This is a genomic window from Pseudomonas sp. NBRC 111124, assembly GCF_001320245.1.
Taxonomy (GTDB): domain Bacteria; phylum Pseudomonadota; class Gammaproteobacteria; order Pseudomonadales; family Pseudomonadaceae; genus Aquipseudomonas.
Map to the genome: position 1 here is coordinate 65,155 of NZ_BCBA01000009.1, position 19,342 is coordinate 84,496.

The window sequence follows — 19,342 nt, forward strand, 5'->3', positions numbered from 1 at the left end:
GATAAATGAAAATTCATTTGACTGGCAAATGATAACGATTATTATTGCACTCAGCTGATCGCGAGATCTGCTGGATAACCCGGAGCTTAGGTCGCTCCAGATTATCTCCTCATCAGGCTAATCACGGTTTTTGACCCGGCTTTTTGCCGGGTCTTTTTTTTGGCTCTTCAGGCTAATGAAGATCGTTGATGGCGCGCATGATAGCAAAAGTGTTTCAGAGCGTGAACGCTCATTACAAATCTTTGCGGAATCAGCACTTGAGAATCAATCTCGTTTTAACTACGCTGTTTCTGCATCAAGGACGATGCCCCCACCCCTACCCCCGAGCAAGGAGCTGTCCATGAGCCGTCTGCTGCCCCTTGAGCATCCCACGCCTTCCCGCAAGCAGGCTGCCGACAATGAGCTGCTGTATGGGCTCAAGCGCCTGCCCCGCCGTGTGCAGCAAGTCTTCCTGCTCAACCGCCTCGATCAGTTGGACTTCACCAGCATCGCCAAACGCCTCGAACTCTCGCTGCTCAGCATCGAACGCAACATGAACCGGGCCCTGCAGGTGGCGCAGCCACGTGGGGATGTGCTGGCTAGTGTGGCCGGGCAATGGTATGTGCGGTTGCAGAGCCCTGACGTGACCTCGTGCGAGCGCATCGACTTTCGCCGTTGGCTGGATGCGGCGCCCGCGCACTTGCAGGCGTTTCACGATACCGAGCTGCGCTGGCGCAGCCTGCTCGCCCCAGCGCGGGAGCTGGGGCAGGATGGCTGGTATCGGCAAGGGCGTGCGGCGATTTCGGTCGGGGGGTGTTCGGTGGCGGTAGGTTTGGGCTTGGCTGCGCTACTGTTATTCGGGTATTGGGCCTGAGTCACAAACCCGCTGGCGCCGCTCCAGACCTTTCAGATAGATAAGCAAGTACAAGCCCGCGAGGCTACAGGCGATAAAGCCCAGCGCCAGACTCATCGGCAAGCTGTTCTTCATAGATGCCACCAGCATGCTGACGCCCCCACCGAACGCAAAAAGCATCGTATTGCTGAGCGAGGCCGCTGCACCTGCCCGCTCTGGGTGGCGGCCCAGCGCATGAGTTGTTGCAGCTGGCCGAACGATGGTTGTACCGATCGTACAGATCACCAATGGAAAAAGAATGCTGAAAACTCCAAGCTCATGCACGGCCACAACCAGGCATAGAGCAACCCCAGCCAGACCGATGAGCGCGAATCCCCAACCAACCTGCGCCTGCATCTCCATGCGGCAATTCAGCCAGCTGGCAACGAAGCCGCCGATCAGGTATGCCAGCCCATACCCGAGAAACACCATGGAGAAGGCAAACTCCGTCAGGCCCACTTGCTCGATGAGCAAAAGTGGGGAGACGACCACAAATGAAAAATGGCAAGCGAACGCCAAGCAAGAAAATAGCGAGCTGACGATAAAGGCACGGTCTTTGAGCAAAACCTGATAACTACTCAACACGCCGGCACTGCCGGATGATGTCGGTTTTTCTTGCAGCAATCTCAAGGCAAGTACCAGCACAATAATGGCCAGCACTACAAAGACCTGAAAGCTGCCTGCCCAACCGAGATACTGCTGGAGCACGCTGCCTGCAAGCGGCGATAAAGAAATAAACAAGCCACTTGCGCTGGTCATCAGGATACGCATCGCATTGCGCTGATGGCCGCTGAACTTATCCTGCACCAGCGCCTGGCTAAGCACGAAGCAGCCGCACCCCATCGCCTGGAGTAAACGAAAGACCATGAAGCTTGCATAACTTTTTGCGAGGATGCACCCCACCGCACCTGCAATGGAAACCACTATGCCAACAATCAGCAGTCGCTTTCGCCCCATCCGGTCAGAAAGCGGACCAATGATGGACTGCGAAATGGCCACCCCAATAGCGAACAGGCTAATCGAATATGCAATGTACTGTGCATCGACAGCAAAATCCCGGGCCAATAAAGGCACAGAAGGCAAAATCACATCGAGCGGGAATACGCCCAGAAGGCTGATGAGGAGAAGTAATAAAATATAACAGCGAGTGGACTGCGAAGCGTCTCGTCTATTCATCGAGTCAGCCATTTTTCTCAATCTATATAAATAGGATGTACTCAAACTCAACCACTTCATTGAGCACCGCGGCATTCCGGCGTTCGATAATTCGCCATTAAAGCAAGATGCACAAGATTTATCGTTGAAGGAAAAACCAATAATACTCGTAGGAAACTTCCTGCACCCTAGGCAGCGCGCGTGGTAGTTCACCCACACACCCCACCCCAAGCGGTGTACAGTACCCCCACAACAAATCCCAAGGAGCCCGCCCATGACCGTGAAGCTGTCCCCCCTGCAAATCGACTGCGATTTCGATTCCGGCAACATCCAGGTCCTGGATGCCAGCAACCCGGCCCAGGTGCGCCTGGCCATTCGCCCGGACACAAATAGCGGCCACTTCCAGTGGTTCCACTTCAAGGTCAGCGGCCTCACCCCGGGCCAGGTCCATCGCTTCAGCCTGGACAACGCCAGCGAGTCGTCCTACAAGAATGCCTGGAGCGGCTACAACGCCGTGGCCTCCTACGATCAGCAGCGCTGGTTCCGTGTGCCAAGCCAGTTCGATGGCAAAGCGCTGTCGTTCGAGCTCAAGGCCGAGCAGGATGAGGTCTGGTTCGCCTACTTCGAGCCCTACCCTCGCGCTCGCCACAACCAGCTTATCGAACGCGCCCAGCAGATCCCGGGCGTCGAGCTGCTGGCCCACGGGCGCAGCGTGGAAGGTCGGGATATCCCTCTGTTGCGTGCCGGCGATGGCGCGGCGGGCAAGCGCAAGCTGTGGCTGATTGCCCAGCAGCATCCGGGTGAGCACATGGCCGAGTGGTTCATGGAGGGGGTGATCGACCGGCTGCAAGCCAATGACCCAACCGTTCGGAAACTACTGGAAAAGGCCGACCTGTACCTGATCCCGAACATGAACCCGGACGGCGCCTTCCGCGGCCACCTGCGCACCAACTTCAAGGGCAAAGACCTGAACCGGGCCTGGCAGGATGCCAGTGTCGAGCTCAGCCCAGAGGTGTTCTTTGCTCAGGCGCAGATGAAGCAGTACGGGGTGGATGCGTTCATCGACGTACATGGGGATGAGGAAATTCCTCACGTATTCACGGCGGCCTGCGAGGGCAACCCGGGCTATACGCCGCGGCTGGCGAAGCTGGAGGAGCAGTTCCGCACGACCTTGTGCAGCGTGACCAAGGACTTCCAGACGGTGCATGGCTATACCCGGGACGAACCGGGGCAGGCGAATACCACGCTGGCGTGCAATGCGGTGGGGATGGCGTATGACTGCCTGTCGCTGACCCTGGAGATGCCGTTCAAGGACCATGACGATGCGCCGGAACCGGTGGCTCAGTGGTCGAGCACGCGGTCCAAGGGGTTGGCCGGGGCGGTGCTGGAGACTTTGCTGAAGATGGTCGACGATTTGCGCTGAGCAAGTCCGGCCTTTTCGCGGGCATGCCCGCTCCCACAGGACTATCACCAGCTTCCAAGCGTGCGCTGTAATTGTGGGAGCGGGCGTGCCCGCGAAGAGGCCCACACAAGCATCACAAGTCAGAACTGCACATCGAGAATCACATTGTCGAGATAACTCGCCGCCGGCGGCGTGGCTTGGTCGGTGTAGACCTTGGCGTTGTAGTTGAACACCTGGCTACCCGTCCCGGTTCCGTTTCCGGGGTTCACATCGGCATCACTACTCGCGCGCCGAGCCGTGGTCAGCGAGCCCCAGCGCACCGTGCCGGCGCTTTTGAAGATGTCATAGGCCAGGAAGTTGCCCGCCGTGGACTTCATCCGCCGCCGCCCGCCCGACACATTCTCCCCATCATTCAAACCCACCGTGTAGGCACTGCCTTTGGTGCACGACAGGTTAACGCTCTGGCTCACCGTGCCGAACCCGGCCACTACTGGCGCGCTGCCGAAGCTGATGTTGGGGGTGGTGATCTGGCAGTCGTTGCTGACGGTCAGGCTGACGTTCAGAGTCTGGGTGCCGGAGCCGATATCGCGGCCCAGGCAGAAGCTGCCGGCCCCGATCCCGGAGCAGTAATTCCAGCTCCAGGCGACGGTGAGGTTTTCCTGGTACAACCCTGCCGCGACGTTGCTGCCGACCACGGTGCGCAGATACAGCGGCACGGCCTTGGGCGTGGTGCCGCCAAGCAGACCGAGCAGGTCGAGGATGCCATTGCGGGCGAAGTCGAAGGCCACGCCGCGCGTGATCGGGTAGCTGGTGCTGTTGTCGGCATACAGGGTGTATCCGATGACGTCGCCAGTGGGGCCGACCAGGCCGGTGGTGCCCGTGGCCGAGGTGATGGTGGCGTAGAAGTGATCAGTGGCGCTGAGCAAGCTCAGCAGCGAGCCGGTGCACTGCAACCCCGAGTTGGTCGATGACGCCGTCTGCACGGCGGTGCGCACCAAGGTCGAGTTGACCGTGCCGAACGCCGCAGGCACCGTCACCACGGATGAACACAAGGCCCAGGCGGACCCGGCCGGCAGCAACAACAACACGCACCCTAGCCGCTTCATCGGCACACCAGTGGGCCGATCAGCGGGACGGTACCTTGCGTATCGGGCAAATCGAATTCCACCTGGCACTGCCCTCCTCCTTCTACCGTCACTTGCAGGCGGTTATGCGGCGACAGGTTCTCCAGGTACACCAGCCCGTCCCAGCCCACCACCGCCTGGCTGCCGCTCTCTTGGTGGCTGACCTTGCTACCGAGCTTGAGCGGTTGCTGATTGGCGTCGACCAATTCGATGCTCGCCGCCAGCACCCGCTTGAGCGGGAACTCCAGCAGGTAGCCACTGCCGCGGCGCACCGCCACCCGCTGCTCGACCTCAGCCGCCAGCACATCGGGCGGCAAGTCCATCGGGTCGATTTCATATTTGCCGCGGTAGTAACCGCTGCTGTAGGGCACCAGCAAATGACCGCTGCGGTCGGTGCGGCCGATTTCCTGGTTCTCGTAACGCACCGGCACATCGGCGTAGCCGCTGGTGCTGACCACCACGAAGGCATCATCGATGCGATTGGCGGCGTACACGCTGGAATCCATCCACACCAGCGAGCCACTGGCGTCGGCCCAACGGGTCATCTCGCCGCGGCTGCCATACACACCGGCCTGCAACTGCACCGACTGCAGGCGCCACGTGACGTCGGCCTGGCGATAGGCATCGCGGTCGCTGCCGCCGGCATAGCCGAGGTTGTAGCCGACACCGCCGCCCACTGGCACGGCGCGGCTGTAGTTGACCCGCTGCAGGGTTTCGCCATCCTTGCTGCGTTCAGTGCTCACCGCCAGGGTGCTGCCGAAGTCGAACGGAACCACGACCTGCGCCTGCACCGCCCAGCTGCTGTCGCCGACCTCACGGTTGGCCGACAGGTAAAGGCTGCTGTTGCCCCACAGCGGTTTGCTCCAGCTCAGGTTGATCAGCCGGGTGCGCGTGTCGTCGCCGGCGCGCACATCAAAATAGCCAGCGCCAAGGCTGCCATACTGGTCGAGATTGACGCTCAGGGTCACCTGCTCGCTGCGCTGGCTCAGTTGCATGTCGGGGATGTCGACCCGGGTCAGGTCCGAGTATTCACCATGCCGCTGCAGGCGCTGGTAGCTGAAACCCATGCGCTGGCTGTTGTACTGGTAGCCGAGAGCCACCTGATGGCCCTTTTCGCCTTCGAACTGGCTCTGTGCCAAGGCCGCATTGAGCACGCCGAACGTCCCCAGGCGCATGTTGCCGCCCAGGCCACCGAGCAGCAGCGATTCGGCGGTCTCGACATGGGTTTCCAAGGTGAAGTTGTCACTGATGCCATGGCGCAGGCTGGCCGAGGCAACGCCGGTGCCGTAGCCGAAATCTTCTACGGCATAGTCGCGACGCAAACTGCCGGCAGCCACCGAGAAGTCCGACAGGCCTTTTTGCAGCAGGCTGCTGGTGACGTAGAACGGCAAGGTGGTGGACACCTGCCGGCCAAGGGCATCGGTGGTCACCACCACGGCCTCGCCAGCGCCGTTGATGAACGGCACGTTGGTCAGGGTGTACGGGCCGGGCTGCAGTTCAGTGGTACTGGACTTGTAGCCATTGATGAACAGGTCCAGCGAGGTCGGCACTGCCGCTTCGCCGGCAAAGGCCGGCAAGGGATAGGTCACCAGGTCCGGGCGCGCGCCAAAGTCACGCGATAGCTGAATGCCCCCGGTCCGCACAGAACTGGTCCAAGGTAATGCTCCGGTAACGAAGTCGCCGGCCTCGTAAGTGAGTAGGCGTTGCTCGTCAGTGAACCGCCAGGTGGTGTCGTAACGCAGGAAGCCTTGGCGGTTGGCATCGCTCTGTGCGCCATTGAACGACTGGCGCCACTGGCCCGTGGTCGAGAACGTGCCCCAGCTGTCGAACAGGCGCAGCTCGTTCCAGGCCGCCAGGTAAGTGCCGCCATCATCGGTGTCGTTGAGGTACAGGTCGTAGTTGAACAAGGCACCGAAGCTGCTGCGCGCCTCGCTGGCCGGATACAGGCCGCGGTCGCCGACCTGTTGCTCCGGCAGCCAGGCGGGTGGCACTTGCAGCAGCAGGCGCTGGTTCTGGCTGTCGTAATCAGCGTGCAAGCCTGCCACCGCGTCCAGTGCCACTTCACCTTGCGGATCGCCCGGCAGCTTGACCTCCAGGCCGCGCAACACGTCGCTGTCGAGGAACAGGCGCCCGGCTCGCTGCTGCACCGGCACCAGTTCAGCCTTGGGCACCTGGTTCACCAGCAGGTCGAGGTACAGCGTGGCATCGGCGACGGCGGTGGTTTCGCTGGGCGGTGGTGGCAGGTCGTCGGCCAGCACCAGGCAGGGGCCGAACAAGGTCAGCCCCAGGCACCAGCGGCGCGAAGCCCGCGACAGCGATCTCACACACGGATTCCGACCATTGCCCGGTCCTCCATGGCCCTTGCCTTTCATTCAGCGGCGGGCTCATTGCCCTTGCCGGATCGCTTCGGCCGTTTCCTGACCGTTCACCCTCCCTTTGATGACGCTGCCTGCGTTCGGCGCCACCGGTGCCGGCCAGCGCATGCTGGCACCCGGCAACACATAGCCGAGCAAACCTTCGGCCAGGGGTTTGGCCTGGCTGCCGTGCTGCACCACCACATCGGTCAGGCGCGCATGCACCGGGCCGGTATTGCGCATTTCCACATAGGGTTTGCCCTGCACCGTCACCGGACGCCAGCTGAGTTGCGGTTTGCCGACGCCTTCGGTATTGCGCTTGCCTTGCGGGTCGGCCTTGCCCCACAGCCCTTCGCCATAGACGAACAGCGGCACCGAATAGCGCATCTGCAGGCGGATCGCCGCCGTGGTGCCTTGGCCGGCGGTATCGGTCGGCAATGGTGAGGGGATTTCATCGATGATGATGCGGTAGGCCTGCTCCTGGCCCACCGGCGAGCTGCCAGTGCGGGTCAGGCGGATCAGCTGCTTCTGCCCTGGAGGTATATAGGCCACTGGCGGGCTGCCGATGATTTCGCGCTGGGCCTGGAACTGCTCCTGGTAGTCGCCCTGGCGCCAGGCGAACACCCGCACCTGCAAACTGGCAGGCGCCGTGCCGCGGTTCTCCAGCCACAGCGCGCCGGCTTTCTGGTCAGCCTCCAATACCGGGTCGATCGGCCAGATCAGCACCGAGGTGGCGGCCCCCGCTGGCAGGCTCGCCAACAGCGTCAGCCCGATCAAACCCTGCGCCCACTTCGCGCATGCCCCCATGCAACTCTCCTTGATGTATTTTTCTGGGGTGCTGGTGCATTCACCAGGTCACCGATACTTGCACCACATCGGTGTAGGTCCCGGCCGGCAAGGTGCCGGGCAACTGGGTACGGCCATACACCGGAAGCTTGATGGCCGTGGCGTCGGCGTAGCTCACCGTCACGCTCTGGCCAATCCCCAGGGCCTGGCTGAAAGCCGCATCCTGGTACAACTGATAGGCAAGCACCTGGGTGCCGCCGCTGCGCTTGAGATTGCGCGTACCACTGGCGCTGTTCTGGCCACCGTCCAGGCTCATGCTCATGACCACCCCAGGGGTGCATTGAAAGGTCACCGTGGCGCCGCCCAGCGAGGTACTGAGAATGCCGGTGGACAGTGCCGACTGGGTGCCGTAATTGAGCGTGCCATAGCTGGTCACGCCCCCCACCACCAGGCAGCCAGCAACGATCTGCGCGCTCACCTGAAAGGTGCTGGTGGTCACCGCCTCAAGGGGCGCGGCCAGCAGCATGCCAATGCCGAACAGGCACCCACCGAGCCCGTTGCGCATGGCTCAGAACGACAACTCGACCGCTACCGAGTCGGTATATGTCCCGGCCGGCAAGCCTGCCTTGCCGCGTGCCTGGCCATAAAGGTTGACCGTCTGCGCCACGCCGGTGCTGGTCGGCAAGGTAATGGTGCCGTCAATCGCCAGCAGCGTGGTGGCACCGGCATCGGTATAGAAGTCATAGGGAACGAAGTTACCCGCACCGTCGGCCAACGCACGCGTGCCGCCGGTGGACTGGCCATCGTGAGCGCCGGCACGAACGCGGATTGCCGGCACGGTGCCGGCCGAGCAGAGAATGGTCATGGCGCCGCCCCCAGAGGCGAGCACCTGGGCGTTGGCTGTGGTGAACAGGGCGCCTGTGGTACCGAAGTTCAGCGTACCGAAATTCAGCCCGGTGGTACCGCCGGCACCATTGACCTGGCAGGCCGAGGTCAAGGTCAGGGTCGAGGAGATGGTCCCGGTCACCGTGGCGGCCTGGGCGTGAGCTACCATGGCCAGGCCGAGGCCGGCGAGCATGCAGCGGGTGAAAGTCGTTCGCATCGGAGTCTCCTTGCGTCGTTTACCAGTCCAGGGTCACTCTCAGGGTGTCGCGGTACAGCCCGGCCGGCAGTGCGCGCGGTTGCGCCACCACTACGCCATAAATGGGGATCGGAATCTGCTCGGTGCTGCTGATGGTGAAGGCACGGGCCTGGCCGATGCCGTAGCGGCTGTTGCCGCCGGGGTCGACCGCCAGTTGATAGGGGATCATTTCACGGCCGTTGGAGAGCCTGCGCACACCATCGTCACCGTTCAGGCCACCATTGATGCGCACGTTGAAAGCCCGCACCTCGGGCGTGCAGCTGATTTGCAGGCTGCCTTCACCGCCGGCTTCATCAACCCGCGTGCGCAAAGGGCTGTCCCAATTCGGACCGCGCTGGCCGAAGTCCATCAGGCCAGGGTTGCCCAGGGTGGCAGGCGGCTGGTCGCCGCTGTTGATCTCGCAGGCTGCACTGATCACCAGGCGTGCCTGGATGAAGCCGGTGGTAGTGCCATGCGCCACGCCACTGGGCAACAGCAGCGGGCCGAGGCTGAGCAGCAGGAGCGAAGTGCGGTTCATTACATGACGTCCTTGTGCATGGCGGCCTCGCTACCAGGTGACCGTGATTTTAAGCAGATCGGCGTACTGGCCCGCGCGCGGCACCCAGGCCAGCTTGTCGATACGGGCGTAGAGCGGCAGTTCGACGGAACCACTGTCCGGCACGCTTGCGGCATGGGCCTGACCGACGACTACCGGCTCGCGCCAGGCAGCATCGCGGTACAACCGATAGGGGATCGGCCTGGCCTTGGCATCGTCGCTACCCAGGAACCGCAGTTCGCCGACGCCGCCGTGCTGGCCGCCGTCGACCCGCACCTGGTAAGGCGTGCCGGGGTTGCATTCGAGGCGCGGTGGCCGTCGATTGATCAGCACGCCACTCAATAGCGCGCCGGGCCCATCCAGGCGTGCAGCGGCGCCCAGGTCGATCACACCCAGGGCCTGTGCGCCCGCATCGCGCTGTTGGTGGGTCAGCATGCAGCCACGTTCGACCAGCACCCGCACTTCCACGAGGAAGTCCGCCGCCCCGGCAATGCCGCTCAATAACAGGCCCAACAGCACGGCAAAAAAGCGTTCCGTCACTGGGTGATCCTTGTTGTCCTACGGTGTTTTTCTTGAGCGTAGCAGCAGGTGACAGAATCGTGATGGCGGGGTGCCATTCTTTGGTGTTAACGACAAAGCCCTGGCGAAGCGGGCAGAAATTTCCCTGCTAAGGCGAACCCTCGGGCATCCTATGCCTCCAATGGCAGAGGGCCGGTACCCAGCATGCATGGAAGAACATCACAGGAGCGTTTCCATTGACGACTGCAGACAACACGCTCGCCGCCGCCGTGGAGCGCTGCGCCCAGGAGCCGATCCAGGTACCTGGCAGTATTCAGCCGCACGGTTTTCTGCTGGTGGTGGATGAGCACGACCTGCGCATTCTCCAGGCCAGCGAGAACGTAGAGCAGTGGCTGGGCGTGCCAGCGCGAGCGTTGGTCGGCTGCGCCTTCGCCGACGTGGTCAGCGACAGCTTTGACCTGCGCCGCCAGCTCGAACGCCTGCCAGGTGACGAGGCTTTTCCATTTCATATCGGCGATGTGCACTTGCGTCACGGCGCGCCCTGCAGCGACGCCCTGCGGTTGCTGGCCCACCGACACGACCAGGTGCTGATCGCCGAGTTCGAGCCGTTTCGCCGGCCCGCGGACCTGGCCGACCAGGGCGACTACTACCCGCTGGTACGCGGTTTCGTCAGCAGCCTGCACAACGCCGACAGCCTCGAAGAGTTGCTGCAGCAGTGCGTGCTGCAGGTCAAGCGCATCACCGGCTTTGGCCGGGTCAAGGCCTACCGCTTCGACGCCGAAGGCAACGGCCAGGTGCTTGCCGAGCTGGCCGACGCCGGTTATCCCCGTTACCTCGGCCTGCGCTTTCCCGCTGCCGACATCCCGCGCCAGGCCCGCGAGCTGTACCGGGTCAACCGCATCCGCGTGATTGAGGACGCCAACTACCAGGCCTCGGCGTTGCTGCCGGCCATCAACCCACGCACCGGCAAACCCCTGGACATGAGTTTCGCTGCCCTGCGCAGTGTGTCACCGGTCCACCTGCAGTACATGCGCAACATGGGCACCCTGGCCTCGATGTCGCTGTCGATCGTGGTCGATGGCCAGCTCTGGGGCCTGATCTCCTGCCACCATGCCCAGCCACGTGCGGTCGAGTTCCGCACCCGCACCGCTTGCGAACTGCTGGCCAGCGTGCTGTCGCTGCAGATCGAGGCCCGCGAATCGCACGCCAGGACGCGCCAGTTGCTCGACCTGCGCCAGCACATCGTGCGCATGATTTCGTCGATGGCCGACCACGACAGCGTCAGCGATGGCCTGCGTGACCTGCCCGACGTGCTGCTGGCATTCGCCGGCGCCAGCGGCGTGGCGGTGATCTCTGCCGAGCGCTGCGACCTGTTCGGCCAGACCCCGCCGGCGGCGCAGGTCACTGCGCTGGTGCATTGGCTGGGCGAGCGCGGTGAAGAACCGATATTCCACAGCGACAACCTGCGCCGTGACATCGATGGGCTGCCTGAGCTTGCCGACCATGCCGGTGGCGTGCTGGCGGTCGCCATTTCGCAGATCCATTCACACTACCTGCTGTGGTTCCGCCCCGAGCAGGTGCACACGGTCGACTGGGCCGGGCGCCCCGACAAGCAGATCGGCGCCCAAGGTGCGCTCGACCCGCGGCACAGCTTTGATCGTTGGCAGGAACGGATCAGCGGCTACTGCGAACCCTGGGACCCGCTGGTCATCGAAGGCGTGCTGGAACTGCGCACGGCAGTGCTCGGCATCGTCCTGCGCAAGGCCGAGGAGCTGGCACAACTGGCCAACGAGCTGCGCCGCTCGAACAAAGAACTGGAAGCCTTTTCCTACAGCGTGTCTCACGATCTGCGCGCGCCACTGCGCCATATCGCCGGCTACACCGAGCTGCTCGGCGAGATCGAGGGTCAGGGCTTGAGCGAGCGCGGCAAGCGGTTTCTGCAGCACATCGAGGAAGCCGCGCACTTTGCCGGCAGCCTGGTCGACAACCTGCTCAATTTCTCGCAGATGGGCCGTTCGGCACTGCGCCTGTCAGATGTCGACCTCAATGTACTGGTCGACACCATCCGCCAGGATCTGGCCCCGGATTATGAAGGCCGCGAAATTGTCTGGGACATCGCACCGCTGCCCAAGGTCATTGCCGACCCTGCCTTCATCAACCTGGCTCTGCATAACCTGATTTCCAACGCCATCAAATACACCCGTGGCCGCGAACCTGCCCAGATCACGGTCGGCGCCCGGCAGCATATGGACGAGACCGAGATCTATATCCGCGACAATGGTGTAGGCTTCGACATGGCCTACGCCAACAAGCTGTTCGGGGTGTTCCAGCGCTTGCATCGCATGGAAGAGTTCGAAGGCACCGGGATCGGCCTGGCCAGCGTGCGGCGGATCATCGAACGCCATGACGGGCGAGTCTGGGCCGAAGGCCAGGTCGACCAAGGCGCGAGCTTCCACTTCACCCTGCCCCATCACCCGGCAACCACCTGAGGTATCCGTATCACCATGCTCAAGCCGATCCTGCTGGTCGAAGACAATCCCCGGGACCTGGAGCTGACGCTCCTGGCCCTGGAACGCAGCCAGTTGGCCAACGAGGTTATCGTCTTGCGTGACGGCGCCGACGCCCTCGACTACCTGTTGCGCCGCAACGCTTATGCCAGCCGTGACGACGGCAACCCGGCGGTCCTTCTACTGGACCTGAAGCTGCCCAAGGTCGATGGCCTGGAAGTGCTCAAGGCAGTGCGTGGCACGCCCGAACTGCGCAGCATACCCACAGTGATGCTGACCTCTTCGCGGGAAGAGCCCGACCTGCTGCGTGCCTATGAGCTGGGGGTCAATGCCTATGTGGTCAAACCGGTGGAGTTCAAGGAGTTCGTCGCGGCGATTTCCGACCTTGGCGTGTTCTGGGCAGTGCTCAACGAGCCGCCACCCGGCTCGCTACGCCTGAACCGCCGTGGCAGCCTCTGAGGTCAGTGCAAAGATGTTGCCAACGCCACTCAAATTGTTGATGGTCGAAGACAGCTCGATGGACGCCGAACTGACCCTGATGCGCCTGGAGCGCAGCGGGCTACAGCTGCAGTCGCAGCTGGTGTTCGACCATATCGGGGTCGAGCACGCCCTGCACGAGGCCAGCTTTGACCTGATCCTGTGCGACTGCGTGCTGCCCGGCTCTTCCGGCACCGAGGTGCTGGCCATCGCCCAACGCTTGGCGCCCGACACGCCGTTCATCTTCCTCTCGGGCATCTACGGCGAAGAGCACGCGGTGGAAATGATCCGCCTGGGCGCCACCGACTATGTCCTGAAGAAGAACCTTCCGCTGCTGCCCAAGGCCGTGCGCCGGGCCCTTACCGAAGTGCAGGAGCGCCAGCGCCGGCGCCGCGCCGAAGAGGCCCTGGCCGATGTCGAAGCGCGTGCGCGCATTGCCATCGATGCCGCCGGCATGGGCACCTGGGTGTTCAGCCCGCAAAACGGCTTGTTGATCTGGGATGACCGCTGCAAGGTCCTGTTCGGCTTGCCGGTCGAGACCGAGATGAACATGCAGGTGTTCTATGCCGGCATCTACCCCGACGACCAGGCCAAGGTGCGCGAGGCCGTCGAGAACGCCATGCAACCGGACAGTGACGGTCTGTACCGGGTCGAGTTCCGCATCTCCCAGCCCAATGGCCTGGAACCACGCTGGCTGCTCAGCAGCGGCCAGTGCCAGTTCGTCGACGGCCAGTGCACGCGGTTTTCTGGCGTGCTGCAGGACATCCATACCCAGCGCCAGGCTACCCAGGCGCTCAAGCAGCTCAACGAGATGCTCGGCGAACGGGTCGAGCGCCGCACCCGCGAGCGTGACCGCGCCTGGGAGCTGTCCCAGGACCTGCTCGCGGTGCTCAACAAGGACCTGACCCCGGTAGCCCTGAACCCGGCCTGGGAGGCCAGCCTGGGCTTTACCCGCGAGCGCCTGAGCCAGGCTTCGCTGCTGCACCTGCTGCCCGAGGCGGATCAGCAAGCGCTGCTCACCGAGCTGGCCGCCCTCGCGCACGGCCGCACCAGCGCGCGCTTTGTCGGCCGTATCCAGCACGCGGGTGGCCAGTTGCGCTGGCTGTCCTGGGTGGTGGTGCCGGAAGACACGCTGCTTTACGTGGTGGCGCGGGACATCACCAGCGAACGGGAAACGGCCCTGGGCCTGGCCGAAGCCAATACCCGCCTGCGGGAACAGATCACCGAGCGCGAACGCATTGAAGCGGCGCTGCAGCAGATGCAGCGGCTGGAAGCGGTCGGCCAGCTCACCGCCGGAGTCGCCCACGACTTCAACAACCTGCTCACGGTCATCCTCACCGGCGCCAGCTTCCTTGAACGCGACCTGGCCAAAGGCGACCTGGACAAGGCCCGTAGCCGTCTGACGCACATTCGCGAAGCCGGTGACCGCGGCGCCAAGCTGACTTCGCAGCTGCTTGCCTTCTCCCGTCGCCAGCGCTTGGAACCGGTGCCGCTGAACTTGAACCGCACGCTCACCGGCCTGGAAGAACTGTTGCGCCGCACCCTCGGCGGCAACATTTCCGTGCGCCTGGACCTGGATCACAGCCTATGGCAGGCCCTGACCGATCCGACCCAGACCGAGATGATCATCCTCAACCTGGCCATCAACGCCCGCGATGCCATGGCCGAAGGCGGCCAGCTGACCCTGTCGACCCGCAACACGCGGATCAACGCCCGCCCGCAGCGCCCGGAAGACCCGGAGCCTGGCGAGTACGTGATGCTGAGCATTCGCGATACCGGTTGCGGCATGAGCGAAGAGGTGCAGGCCAAGGTGTTCGAGCCGTTCTTCACCACCAAGGACATCGGCAAAGGCTCAGGCCTAGGCCTGGCGCAGGTGTTCGGCTTCGCCAAGCAGTCCGGCGGCGGTGTGCGCATCGATACCGAACTGGGGCATGGCACCCAGGTATCGGTGTACTTGCCAGCCGTGAAGGAGGAAGTCGCCGCCGACCCTGCCCCGCCAGTCGCCATCCAGTTGAATGATGACAGTGGCCGGGACCGTACCGTACTGCTGGTGGATGATGATCATCTGGTGCGCGACATGTTGGGTGATGTGCTGCGCCAGTATGGCTACCAGGTGCGCCAGGCGCACAACGGTGAGCAGGCGCTGGCCCTGCTGGACGACGGTATCGATCTGCTGCTGACTGACTTTGCCATGCCCGAATTCAATGGCGGGCAGTTGGCCCTGGCGGCACGCGACCGCTACCCGCGGTTACCGGTGGTATTCCTGACCGGGTATGCGGAGCTGGAAGGGCTGGAAGTGCCGGGGAGCCTAGTGATGCAGAAGCCGGTGCAGGCGGATGAGCTGGCCAGGGTATTGAATGAACTGCTGCGGGTGGCCGGTTAGTTTCGCTTTGCCTGTACCGGCCCTTTCGCGGGCACGCCCGCTCCCACAGGAACATCGCCGCCCTTGAAGACAGTGCAGTACCTGTGGGAGCGGGCGCGCCCGCGAAGAGGCCGGCGCAGGAAACAGAAACGACAAAACCCAGCGCCGACTGTCGTCTGCACCGAATCAAAAATAGGTATTTGAATAGAGAAAATGGCAGGGGCGGCTGGATTCGAACCAACGCATGGCAGGATCAAAACCTGCTGCCTTACCGCTTGGCGACGCCCCTGTATCGGATGCAGCTGATGCTGCCCTGACAATTCCAACTGATTGACAACTGGGTTGTTGTCTTGGAATGCGCGGCACTTTAACACATAGAATCGCCCTGTAAACCCCTTTCGTGAAAAAAAATGCTTTAAAACAGCAAGTTAGTGTTCACACGTGGAAGCTGCGGGCCGTCCGTGCAACCACCCGTCGCTTTTTTACCGCTTCGCTTCAACACAAATCGCATTCCTCCTTTCCAATCAGATAAGCAAACTGCATAGACAAGGAGGACCCCAATGCCCGTTTCTCACGATCTGTACCAAGACCTGCACTACCCGCGCGAAATCGTCCAGCAGCGCCGCCAGCAGGACAAGACCCTCGACCGCCTGCTCGACGAGTACGTGGACATCGACAACCAGGTGCTGGCCGCCGAATCGATCTCCGCGGGCAATTTCGAAGACGAAGACCTGCGCCACCTCAAGGAACGCCGGTTGACCGTGAAGTACATGATCGAGCGGCAGCTGGAGCGCAAGGTCTAGCGACCTATCGCCCCAGGCGATCGTTGCCCGGCATTTTATCTATTAGTCAAAATGGCCGCCCTCGGGCAAGCTGCACGCTGCCCTGCCTTTGCCCAAGGAGCTTAGCTTTTGACTGCCTGGATCCCCTCCCCGCTGCGCCAGCTTGGCCAGCGCTTGCGCGGCGCGTCAGCTAACCAGAGTGAATTGCTCAGCGAGTTCGAGGACAAGGCGCAGAGCCGTGGCTACCAACTCAGCGACGGTCAGCGCCGGGTCATCGACAGCATGGCTGCGCAGATTGCGCGTCTGCTGGAGGGGGGCCAGCCTCGCAGCCTCTATCTGCATGGTGCGGTCGGCCGCGGCAAGAGCTGGCTGCTCGATGGCTTTTACCAGGCGGTGCCCGTAACGGCCAAGCGACGCCTGCACTTCCATGACTTTTTCTCCCGCCTGCACCAGGGCATGCACCAGCATCGCCTGCTGGACGATGCGTTGGGCGCCACCCTGGACGAGCTGCTGGGCGACTGCCAGGTGCTGTGTTTCGATGAATTCCATGTGCATGACATTGGCGATGCCATGCTGCTGACTCGGCTTTTCAACGCCCTGTTCGCCCGCGGCATCTTCCTGTTGGTGACCTCCAACTATGCGCCTGAAGGGTTGCTGCCCAACCCGCTGTACCACGAGCGTTTCTTGCCAGTGATCCGCTTGATAAACAGCTCGATGGACGTGCTCGAAGTCGGCGGCGACACGGACTTTCGCAGCCTGCCGGCCAACCGCGAGCACCAGCGCTTTACCCAGGGGCACTATGTGTGGCCTGGGGATGCGACGCAGCGCCAGGCGCTGAACATCCCCGATGATCAACCGGTGGTGCTGGAGATCAATAAACGCCCGCTACGCGCCCTGGCCGTCGATGACCGACGCGTGGTGCTGGCCTTCGACGACTTGTGCGAGAAAGCCACGGCGGTGATCGACTACCTGGTGCTGGCTGGGCAGTACGACGAGTGGATCATCGATGGACTGGATGACCTGGCGGAATGCTCGCTGGCGGCGCAGCAGCGCTTTGTCAATCTGGTGGATGTGCTGTATGACCAGGATCGGCAGGTGACCGTGCTCGGTAGGCGACCACTGGAAGAAAGCCTCGGCGGGCCGCTGGCGGATCTGATGCGGACCCGCAGCCGCTTGGGGCAGTTGCAACAGATCGGGCCTGTTAACGGTATTGCCTGATGGGCCTCTTCGCGGCTATAGCCGCGAAGAGGCCGGTCAGGTCAACCCATCATCCAGCCCGTGGCAGATCCGCCAACACCGCCTCAATCTCCCCCAACACCGCTGGATCATCCAGAGTCGATGGCGGCACATACACCTGCCCATCGGCAATCTTGCGCAGCACCGCCCGCAGGATTTTCCCCGACCGCGTCTTGGGCAAACGCTTCACCAGCCGCACCCGGTTGAAGCACGCCAGCGCGCCGATCTCGTCACGCACACGGCCCACCAGTTCAACCAGCAACTGCGCTTCGGCTATACCTTCGCCATCCTTGAGCACCACCAGCGCCAGCGGCACCTGGCCCTTGATTTCGTCATGGACACCGATCACCGCACACTCGGCCACCGCCGGGTGACGGGCGACCAGGTCTTCCATCTCGCCCGTGGACAGGCGATGCCCGGAGACGTTTATCACGTCGTCAGTGCGGCCCATGATGTAGACGAAGCCCTCTTCATCGAGGTAACCGCCATCGCCGGTGTGGTAATAGCCCGGGTAGGTCTGCAGGTACGCCTGCAGGTAGCGCTCATGGTCACCCCACAAGGTCTGGCTACAGCCGGGCGGCAGCGGCAGGGCGATGACGATGGAACCCTGTTGATCGGGCCCCAGCAGATGCCCGTCGTCATCCAGTACCCGCACGTGGTAGCCCGGCACTGCGCGATTGCTCGAACCCGGCCGCGCCGCACTGCCTTCCAGCCCAACGCAAGGCGCGGTCACCGGCCAGCCGGTTTCGGTCTGCCACCAATGATCGTGCACCGGTTTGTCCGTGACCCGCTCCAGCCATTCATGGGTACTGGAGTCGAGCTTTTCTCCGGCCAGGAACAGCTGGCGCAGCGAGCTCAGGTCATGCTTGCGGATCAGTTCACCCTCCGGGTCTTCCTTGCGGATCGCCCGCATGGCGGTCGGTGCGCAGAACAGGGCGTTGACCTTGTACTGCTCGACCACCCGCCAGTACGCCGAGGCGTCCGGAGTGCGGATCGGCTTGCCCTCATAGAACACCGTGGTGCAGCCGCTCATCAGCGGCCCATAGACGATCAGCGAATGGCCCACCACCCAGCCGACATCGGAAATGCCCCACCACACATCGCCAGCCTGCATGCCATAGATATGGCGCATCGCATAGCAAAGCGCGACCGCATTGCCGCCATTTTCGCGAACGATACCCTTGGGTTTGCCCGTGGTGCCGGAGGTATACATGATGTACAGCGGATCACCAGCGTCCAGCGCCACGGGTGCTACCGGTTCGGCACCGGCCAGCGCCTGCTGCCAGTCCAGATCACGGCCCGGTTGCAGCTGCGCGCGGGCCTGTGGCCGTTGCAGCACCAGCACATTACGGGGTTGGTGGCAGGCCACCTGCAGGGCGCGGTCAACCAGCGGTTTATACTCGATCACCCGGTCGAACTCCAGGCCACAGGACGCGGTGAGCAAGAGCGTCGGCCGCGCATCGTCGATGCGCAGCGCCAGCTCGTTGGCGGCAAAGCCACCGAACACCACCGAATGCACCGCGCCGATTCGCGCGCAGGCAAGCATGGCCATGGCCGCCTGGGGCACCATCGGCATGTAGATGATCACCCCGTCGCCCTTGCCCACGCCCAACTGACGCAGCAGGCCGGCCAGGCGCGCCACTTCGTCGCGCAACTGGTTGTAGGTGAAGGCCTGCTGCGCAGCGGTCACCGGTGAGTCGTAGATCAGCGCCAGCTGCTCGCCGCGGCCCAGTTCAATCTGCCGGTCGAGGGCCAGGTAACAGCTGTTCAATTGGCCGTCGGCGAACCAGCGGTGGGTGCCGTCGGGGTTGTTCTGCAGGGTCAGCGAGGGCTTGCGGTACCAGGCCAGGGATTCGGCCTGTTCAGCCCAGAAGGCAGCAGGGTCGGCAATGGATTGGGCGTAGCTGTGCTGATAGGTCATGGTGGTGAAAACCCGGTACTTGTTGTTATTGAAGGGCGAACAACGAGTATGGCCCGCCACACCGGGGCCGCCATGGGACTAAAGTCACAACGGACCTGCAAATTTGCAGACAAGGCAAAAACGCCCCACAACGGTGCAAAGCCTCTAGAATAAGCCCCCTTCTCCACCAC

General features: G+C 63.0%; 16 protein-coding genes and 1 tRNA gene. 7 read left to right on the plus strand and 10 right to left on the minus strand.

Translation table 11 applies throughout. The features are described from left to right. Nucleotides 1-340 precede the first annotated feature (340 nt). Nucleotides 341-853: a DUF4880 domain-containing protein gene (locus APH28_RS05265; RefSeq protein ID WP_060507922.1), complete on the plus strand. Its 513-nt coding sequence runs from the start codon at nt 341-343 to the stop codon at nt 851-853. On the opposite strand, the gene APH28_RS05270 is transcribed toward APH28_RS05265, so the two are convergent. Then, nucleotides 833-2,047 (minus strand): MFS transporter, encoded by a 1,215-nt coding sequence (locus APH28_RS05270; RefSeq protein ID WP_060507951.1) that lies wholly within the window; start codon nt 2,045-2,047, stop codon nt 833-835. The genes APH28_RS05265 and APH28_RS05270 overlap by 21 nt on opposite strands. Before the next feature lie 253 nt (nt 2,048-2,300). On the opposite strand from APH28_RS05270, the gene APH28_RS05275 reads away from it, so the two are divergent. Next, entirely contained in the window at nt 2,301-3,449 is a 1,149-nt protein-coding gene (locus APH28_RS05275) for a M14-type cytosolic carboxypeptidase (RefSeq protein ID WP_060507923.1), read from the plus strand. Between the two features lie 119 nt (nt 3,450-3,568). Here the strand turns inward: APH28_RS05275 and APH28_RS05280 are convergent, their stop codons facing one another. From APH28_RS05280 to APH28_RS05310, 7 genes are read right to left on the minus strand one after another with little or no spacing between them, the layout of a single operon-like run. Next, complete coding sequence (locus APH28_RS05280; protein WP_060507924.1) at nt 3,569-4,534, minus strand: spore coat U domain-containing protein; 966 nt, start codon at nt 4,532-4,534, stop codon at nt 3,569-3,571. Further along, nucleotides 4,531-6,924, minus strand: a complete 2,394-nt coding sequence (locus APH28_RS05285) for a fimbria/pilus outer membrane usher protein (RefSeq protein ID WP_082432264.1) — start codon at nt 6,922-6,924, stop codon at nt 4,531-4,533. Before APH28_RS05285 ends, APH28_RS05280 begins: the two co-directional genes overlap by 4 nt. A gap of 12 nt (nt 6,925-6,936) precedes the next feature. Beyond that, the gene (locus APH28_RS05290) at nt 6,937-7,713 is read right to left on the minus strand and encodes a molecular chaperone (protein ID WP_060507925.1); all 777 of its coding nucleotides are present in this window, start codon (nt 7,711-7,713) and stop codon (nt 6,937-6,939) included. A 40-nt stretch (nt 7,714-7,753) separates the two neighbouring features. Further along, entirely contained in the window at nt 7,754-8,257 is a 504-nt protein-coding gene (locus APH28_RS05295) for a spore coat U domain-containing protein (protein WP_060507926.1), read from the minus strand. A gap of 3 nt (nt 8,258-8,260) precedes the next feature. After that, nucleotides 8,261-8,794 (minus strand): spore coat protein U domain-containing protein, encoded by a 534-nt coding sequence (locus tag APH28_RS05300; protein ID WP_060507927.1) that lies wholly within the window; start codon nt 8,792-8,794, stop codon nt 8,261-8,263. 19 nt (nt 8,795-8,813) lie between these two features. Beyond that, nucleotides 8,814-9,350 (minus strand): spore coat U domain-containing protein, encoded by a 537-nt coding sequence (locus APH28_RS05305; protein ID WP_060507928.1) that lies wholly within the window; start codon nt 9,348-9,350, stop codon nt 8,814-8,816. A gap of 30 nt (nt 9,351-9,380) precedes the next feature. Beyond that, nucleotides 9,381-9,908 (minus strand): spore coat U domain-containing protein, encoded by a 528-nt coding sequence (locus APH28_RS05310; protein WP_060507929.1) that lies wholly within the window; start codon nt 9,906-9,908, stop codon nt 9,381-9,383. A 197-nt stretch (nt 9,909-10,105) separates the two neighbouring features. On the opposite strand from APH28_RS05310, the gene APH28_RS05315 reads away from it, so the two are divergent. From APH28_RS05315 to APH28_RS05325, 3 genes are read left to right on the plus strand one after another with little or no spacing between them, the layout of a single operon-like run. After that, on the plus strand, nt 10,106-12,376 hold the full coding sequence (locus APH28_RS05315) for an ATP-binding protein (protein ID WP_060507930.1): 2,271 nt from the start codon (nt 10,106-10,108) through the stop codon (nt 12,374-12,376). A 15-nt stretch (nt 12,377-12,391) separates the two neighbouring features. Continuing rightward, the gene (locus tag APH28_RS05320) at nt 12,392-12,853 is read left to right on the plus strand and encodes a response regulator (RefSeq protein WP_060507931.1); all 462 of its coding nucleotides are present in this window, start codon (nt 12,392-12,394) and stop codon (nt 12,851-12,853) included. Between the two features lie 13 nt (nt 12,854-12,866). Next, nucleotides 12,867-15,254: a hybrid sensor histidine kinase/response regulator gene (locus APH28_RS05325; protein ID WP_060507953.1), complete on the plus strand. Its 2,388-nt coding sequence runs from the start codon at nt 12,867-12,869 to the stop codon at nt 15,252-15,254. 193 nt (nt 15,255-15,447) lie between these two features. Here APH28_RS05325 and APH28_RS05330 read toward each other — a convergent pair. Then, nucleotides 15,448-15,522: transfer RNA gene (locus APH28_RS05330), tRNA-Gln, on the minus strand. A 271-nt stretch (nt 15,523-15,793) separates the two neighbouring features. Here APH28_RS05330 and APH28_RS05335 point away from each other — a divergent pair. Together APH28_RS05335 and zapE are read left to right on the plus strand one after the other, a co-directional pair. After that, a complete protein-coding gene (locus tag APH28_RS05335; RefSeq protein WP_060507932.1) occupies nt 15,794-16,036 on the plus strand; it encodes a hypothetical protein in 243 nt (80 codons plus the stop codon). 108 nt (nt 16,037-16,144) lie between these two features. Next, nucleotides 16,145-17,233 carry a cell division protein ZapE gene (gene zapE, locus APH28_RS05340; RefSeq protein WP_060507933.1) on the plus strand — a complete coding sequence of 363 codons (1,089 nt, stop codon included), beginning with the start codon at nt 16,145-16,147 and terminating at the stop codon, nt 17,231-17,233. A gap of 49 nt (nt 17,234-17,282) precedes the next feature. On the opposite strand, the gene APH28_RS05345 is transcribed toward zapE, so the two are convergent. After that, nucleotides 17,283-19,172 (minus strand): propionyl-CoA synthetase, encoded by a 1,890-nt coding sequence (locus tag APH28_RS05345; protein ID WP_060507954.1) that lies wholly within the window; start codon nt 19,170-19,172, stop codon nt 17,283-17,285. Nucleotides 19,173-19,342: the final 170 nt, after the last annotated feature.

What these genes read in the sequence shown, in the direction of transcription:
- APH28_RS05290 (WP_060507925.1), bottom strand. Translation starts at nt 7,713, where the DNA reads ATGGGGGCATGCGCGAAGTGGGCGCAGGGTTTGATCGGGCTGACGCTG.
- APH28_RS05335 (WP_060507932.1), top strand. Translation starts at nt 15,794, where the DNA reads ATGCCCGTTTCTCACGATCTGTACCAAGACCTGCACTACCCGCGCGAA.
- APH28_RS05300 (WP_060507927.1), bottom strand. Translation starts at nt 8,794, where the DNA reads ATGCGAACGACTTTCACCCGCTGCATGCTCGCCGGCCTCGGCCTGGCC.
- APH28_RS05295 (WP_060507926.1), bottom strand. Translation starts at nt 8,257, where the DNA reads ATGCGCAACGGGCTCGGTGGGTGCCTGTTCGGCATTGGCATGCTGCTG.
- APH28_RS05345 (WP_060507954.1), bottom strand. Translation starts at nt 19,172, where the DNA reads ATGACCTATCAGCACAGCTACGCCCAATCCATTGCCGACCCTGCTGCC.
- APH28_RS05265 (WP_060507922.1), top strand. Translation starts at nt 341, where the DNA reads ATGAGCCGTCTGCTGCCCCTTGAGCATCCCACGCCTTCCCGCAAGCAG.
- APH28_RS05275 (WP_060507923.1), top strand. Translation starts at nt 2,301, where the DNA reads ATGACCGTGAAGCTGTCCCCCCTGCAAATCGACTGCGATTTCGATTCC.
- APH28_RS05325 (WP_060507953.1), top strand. Translation starts at nt 12,867, where the DNA reads ATGTTGCCAACGCCACTCAAATTGTTGATGGTCGAAGACAGCTCGATG.
- APH28_RS05270 (WP_060507951.1), bottom strand. Translation starts at nt 2,047, where the DNA reads ATGAATAGACGAGACGCTTCGCAGTCCACTCGCTGTTATATTTTATTA.
- APH28_RS05305 (WP_060507928.1), bottom strand. Translation starts at nt 9,350, where the DNA reads ATGAACCGCACTTCGCTCCTGCTGCTCAGCCTCGGCCCGCTGCTGTTG.
- APH28_RS05280 (WP_060507924.1), bottom strand. Translation starts at nt 4,534, where the DNA reads ATGAAGCGGCTAGGGTGCGTGTTGTTGTTGCTGCCGGCCGGGTCCGCC.
- APH28_RS05285 (WP_082432264.1), bottom strand. Translation starts at nt 6,924, where the DNA reads ATGAAAGGCAAGGGCCATGGAGGACCGGGCAATGGTCGGAATCCGTGT.
- APH28_RS05320 (WP_060507931.1), top strand. Translation starts at nt 12,392, where the DNA reads ATGCTCAAGCCGATCCTGCTGGTCGAAGACAATCCCCGGGACCTGGAG.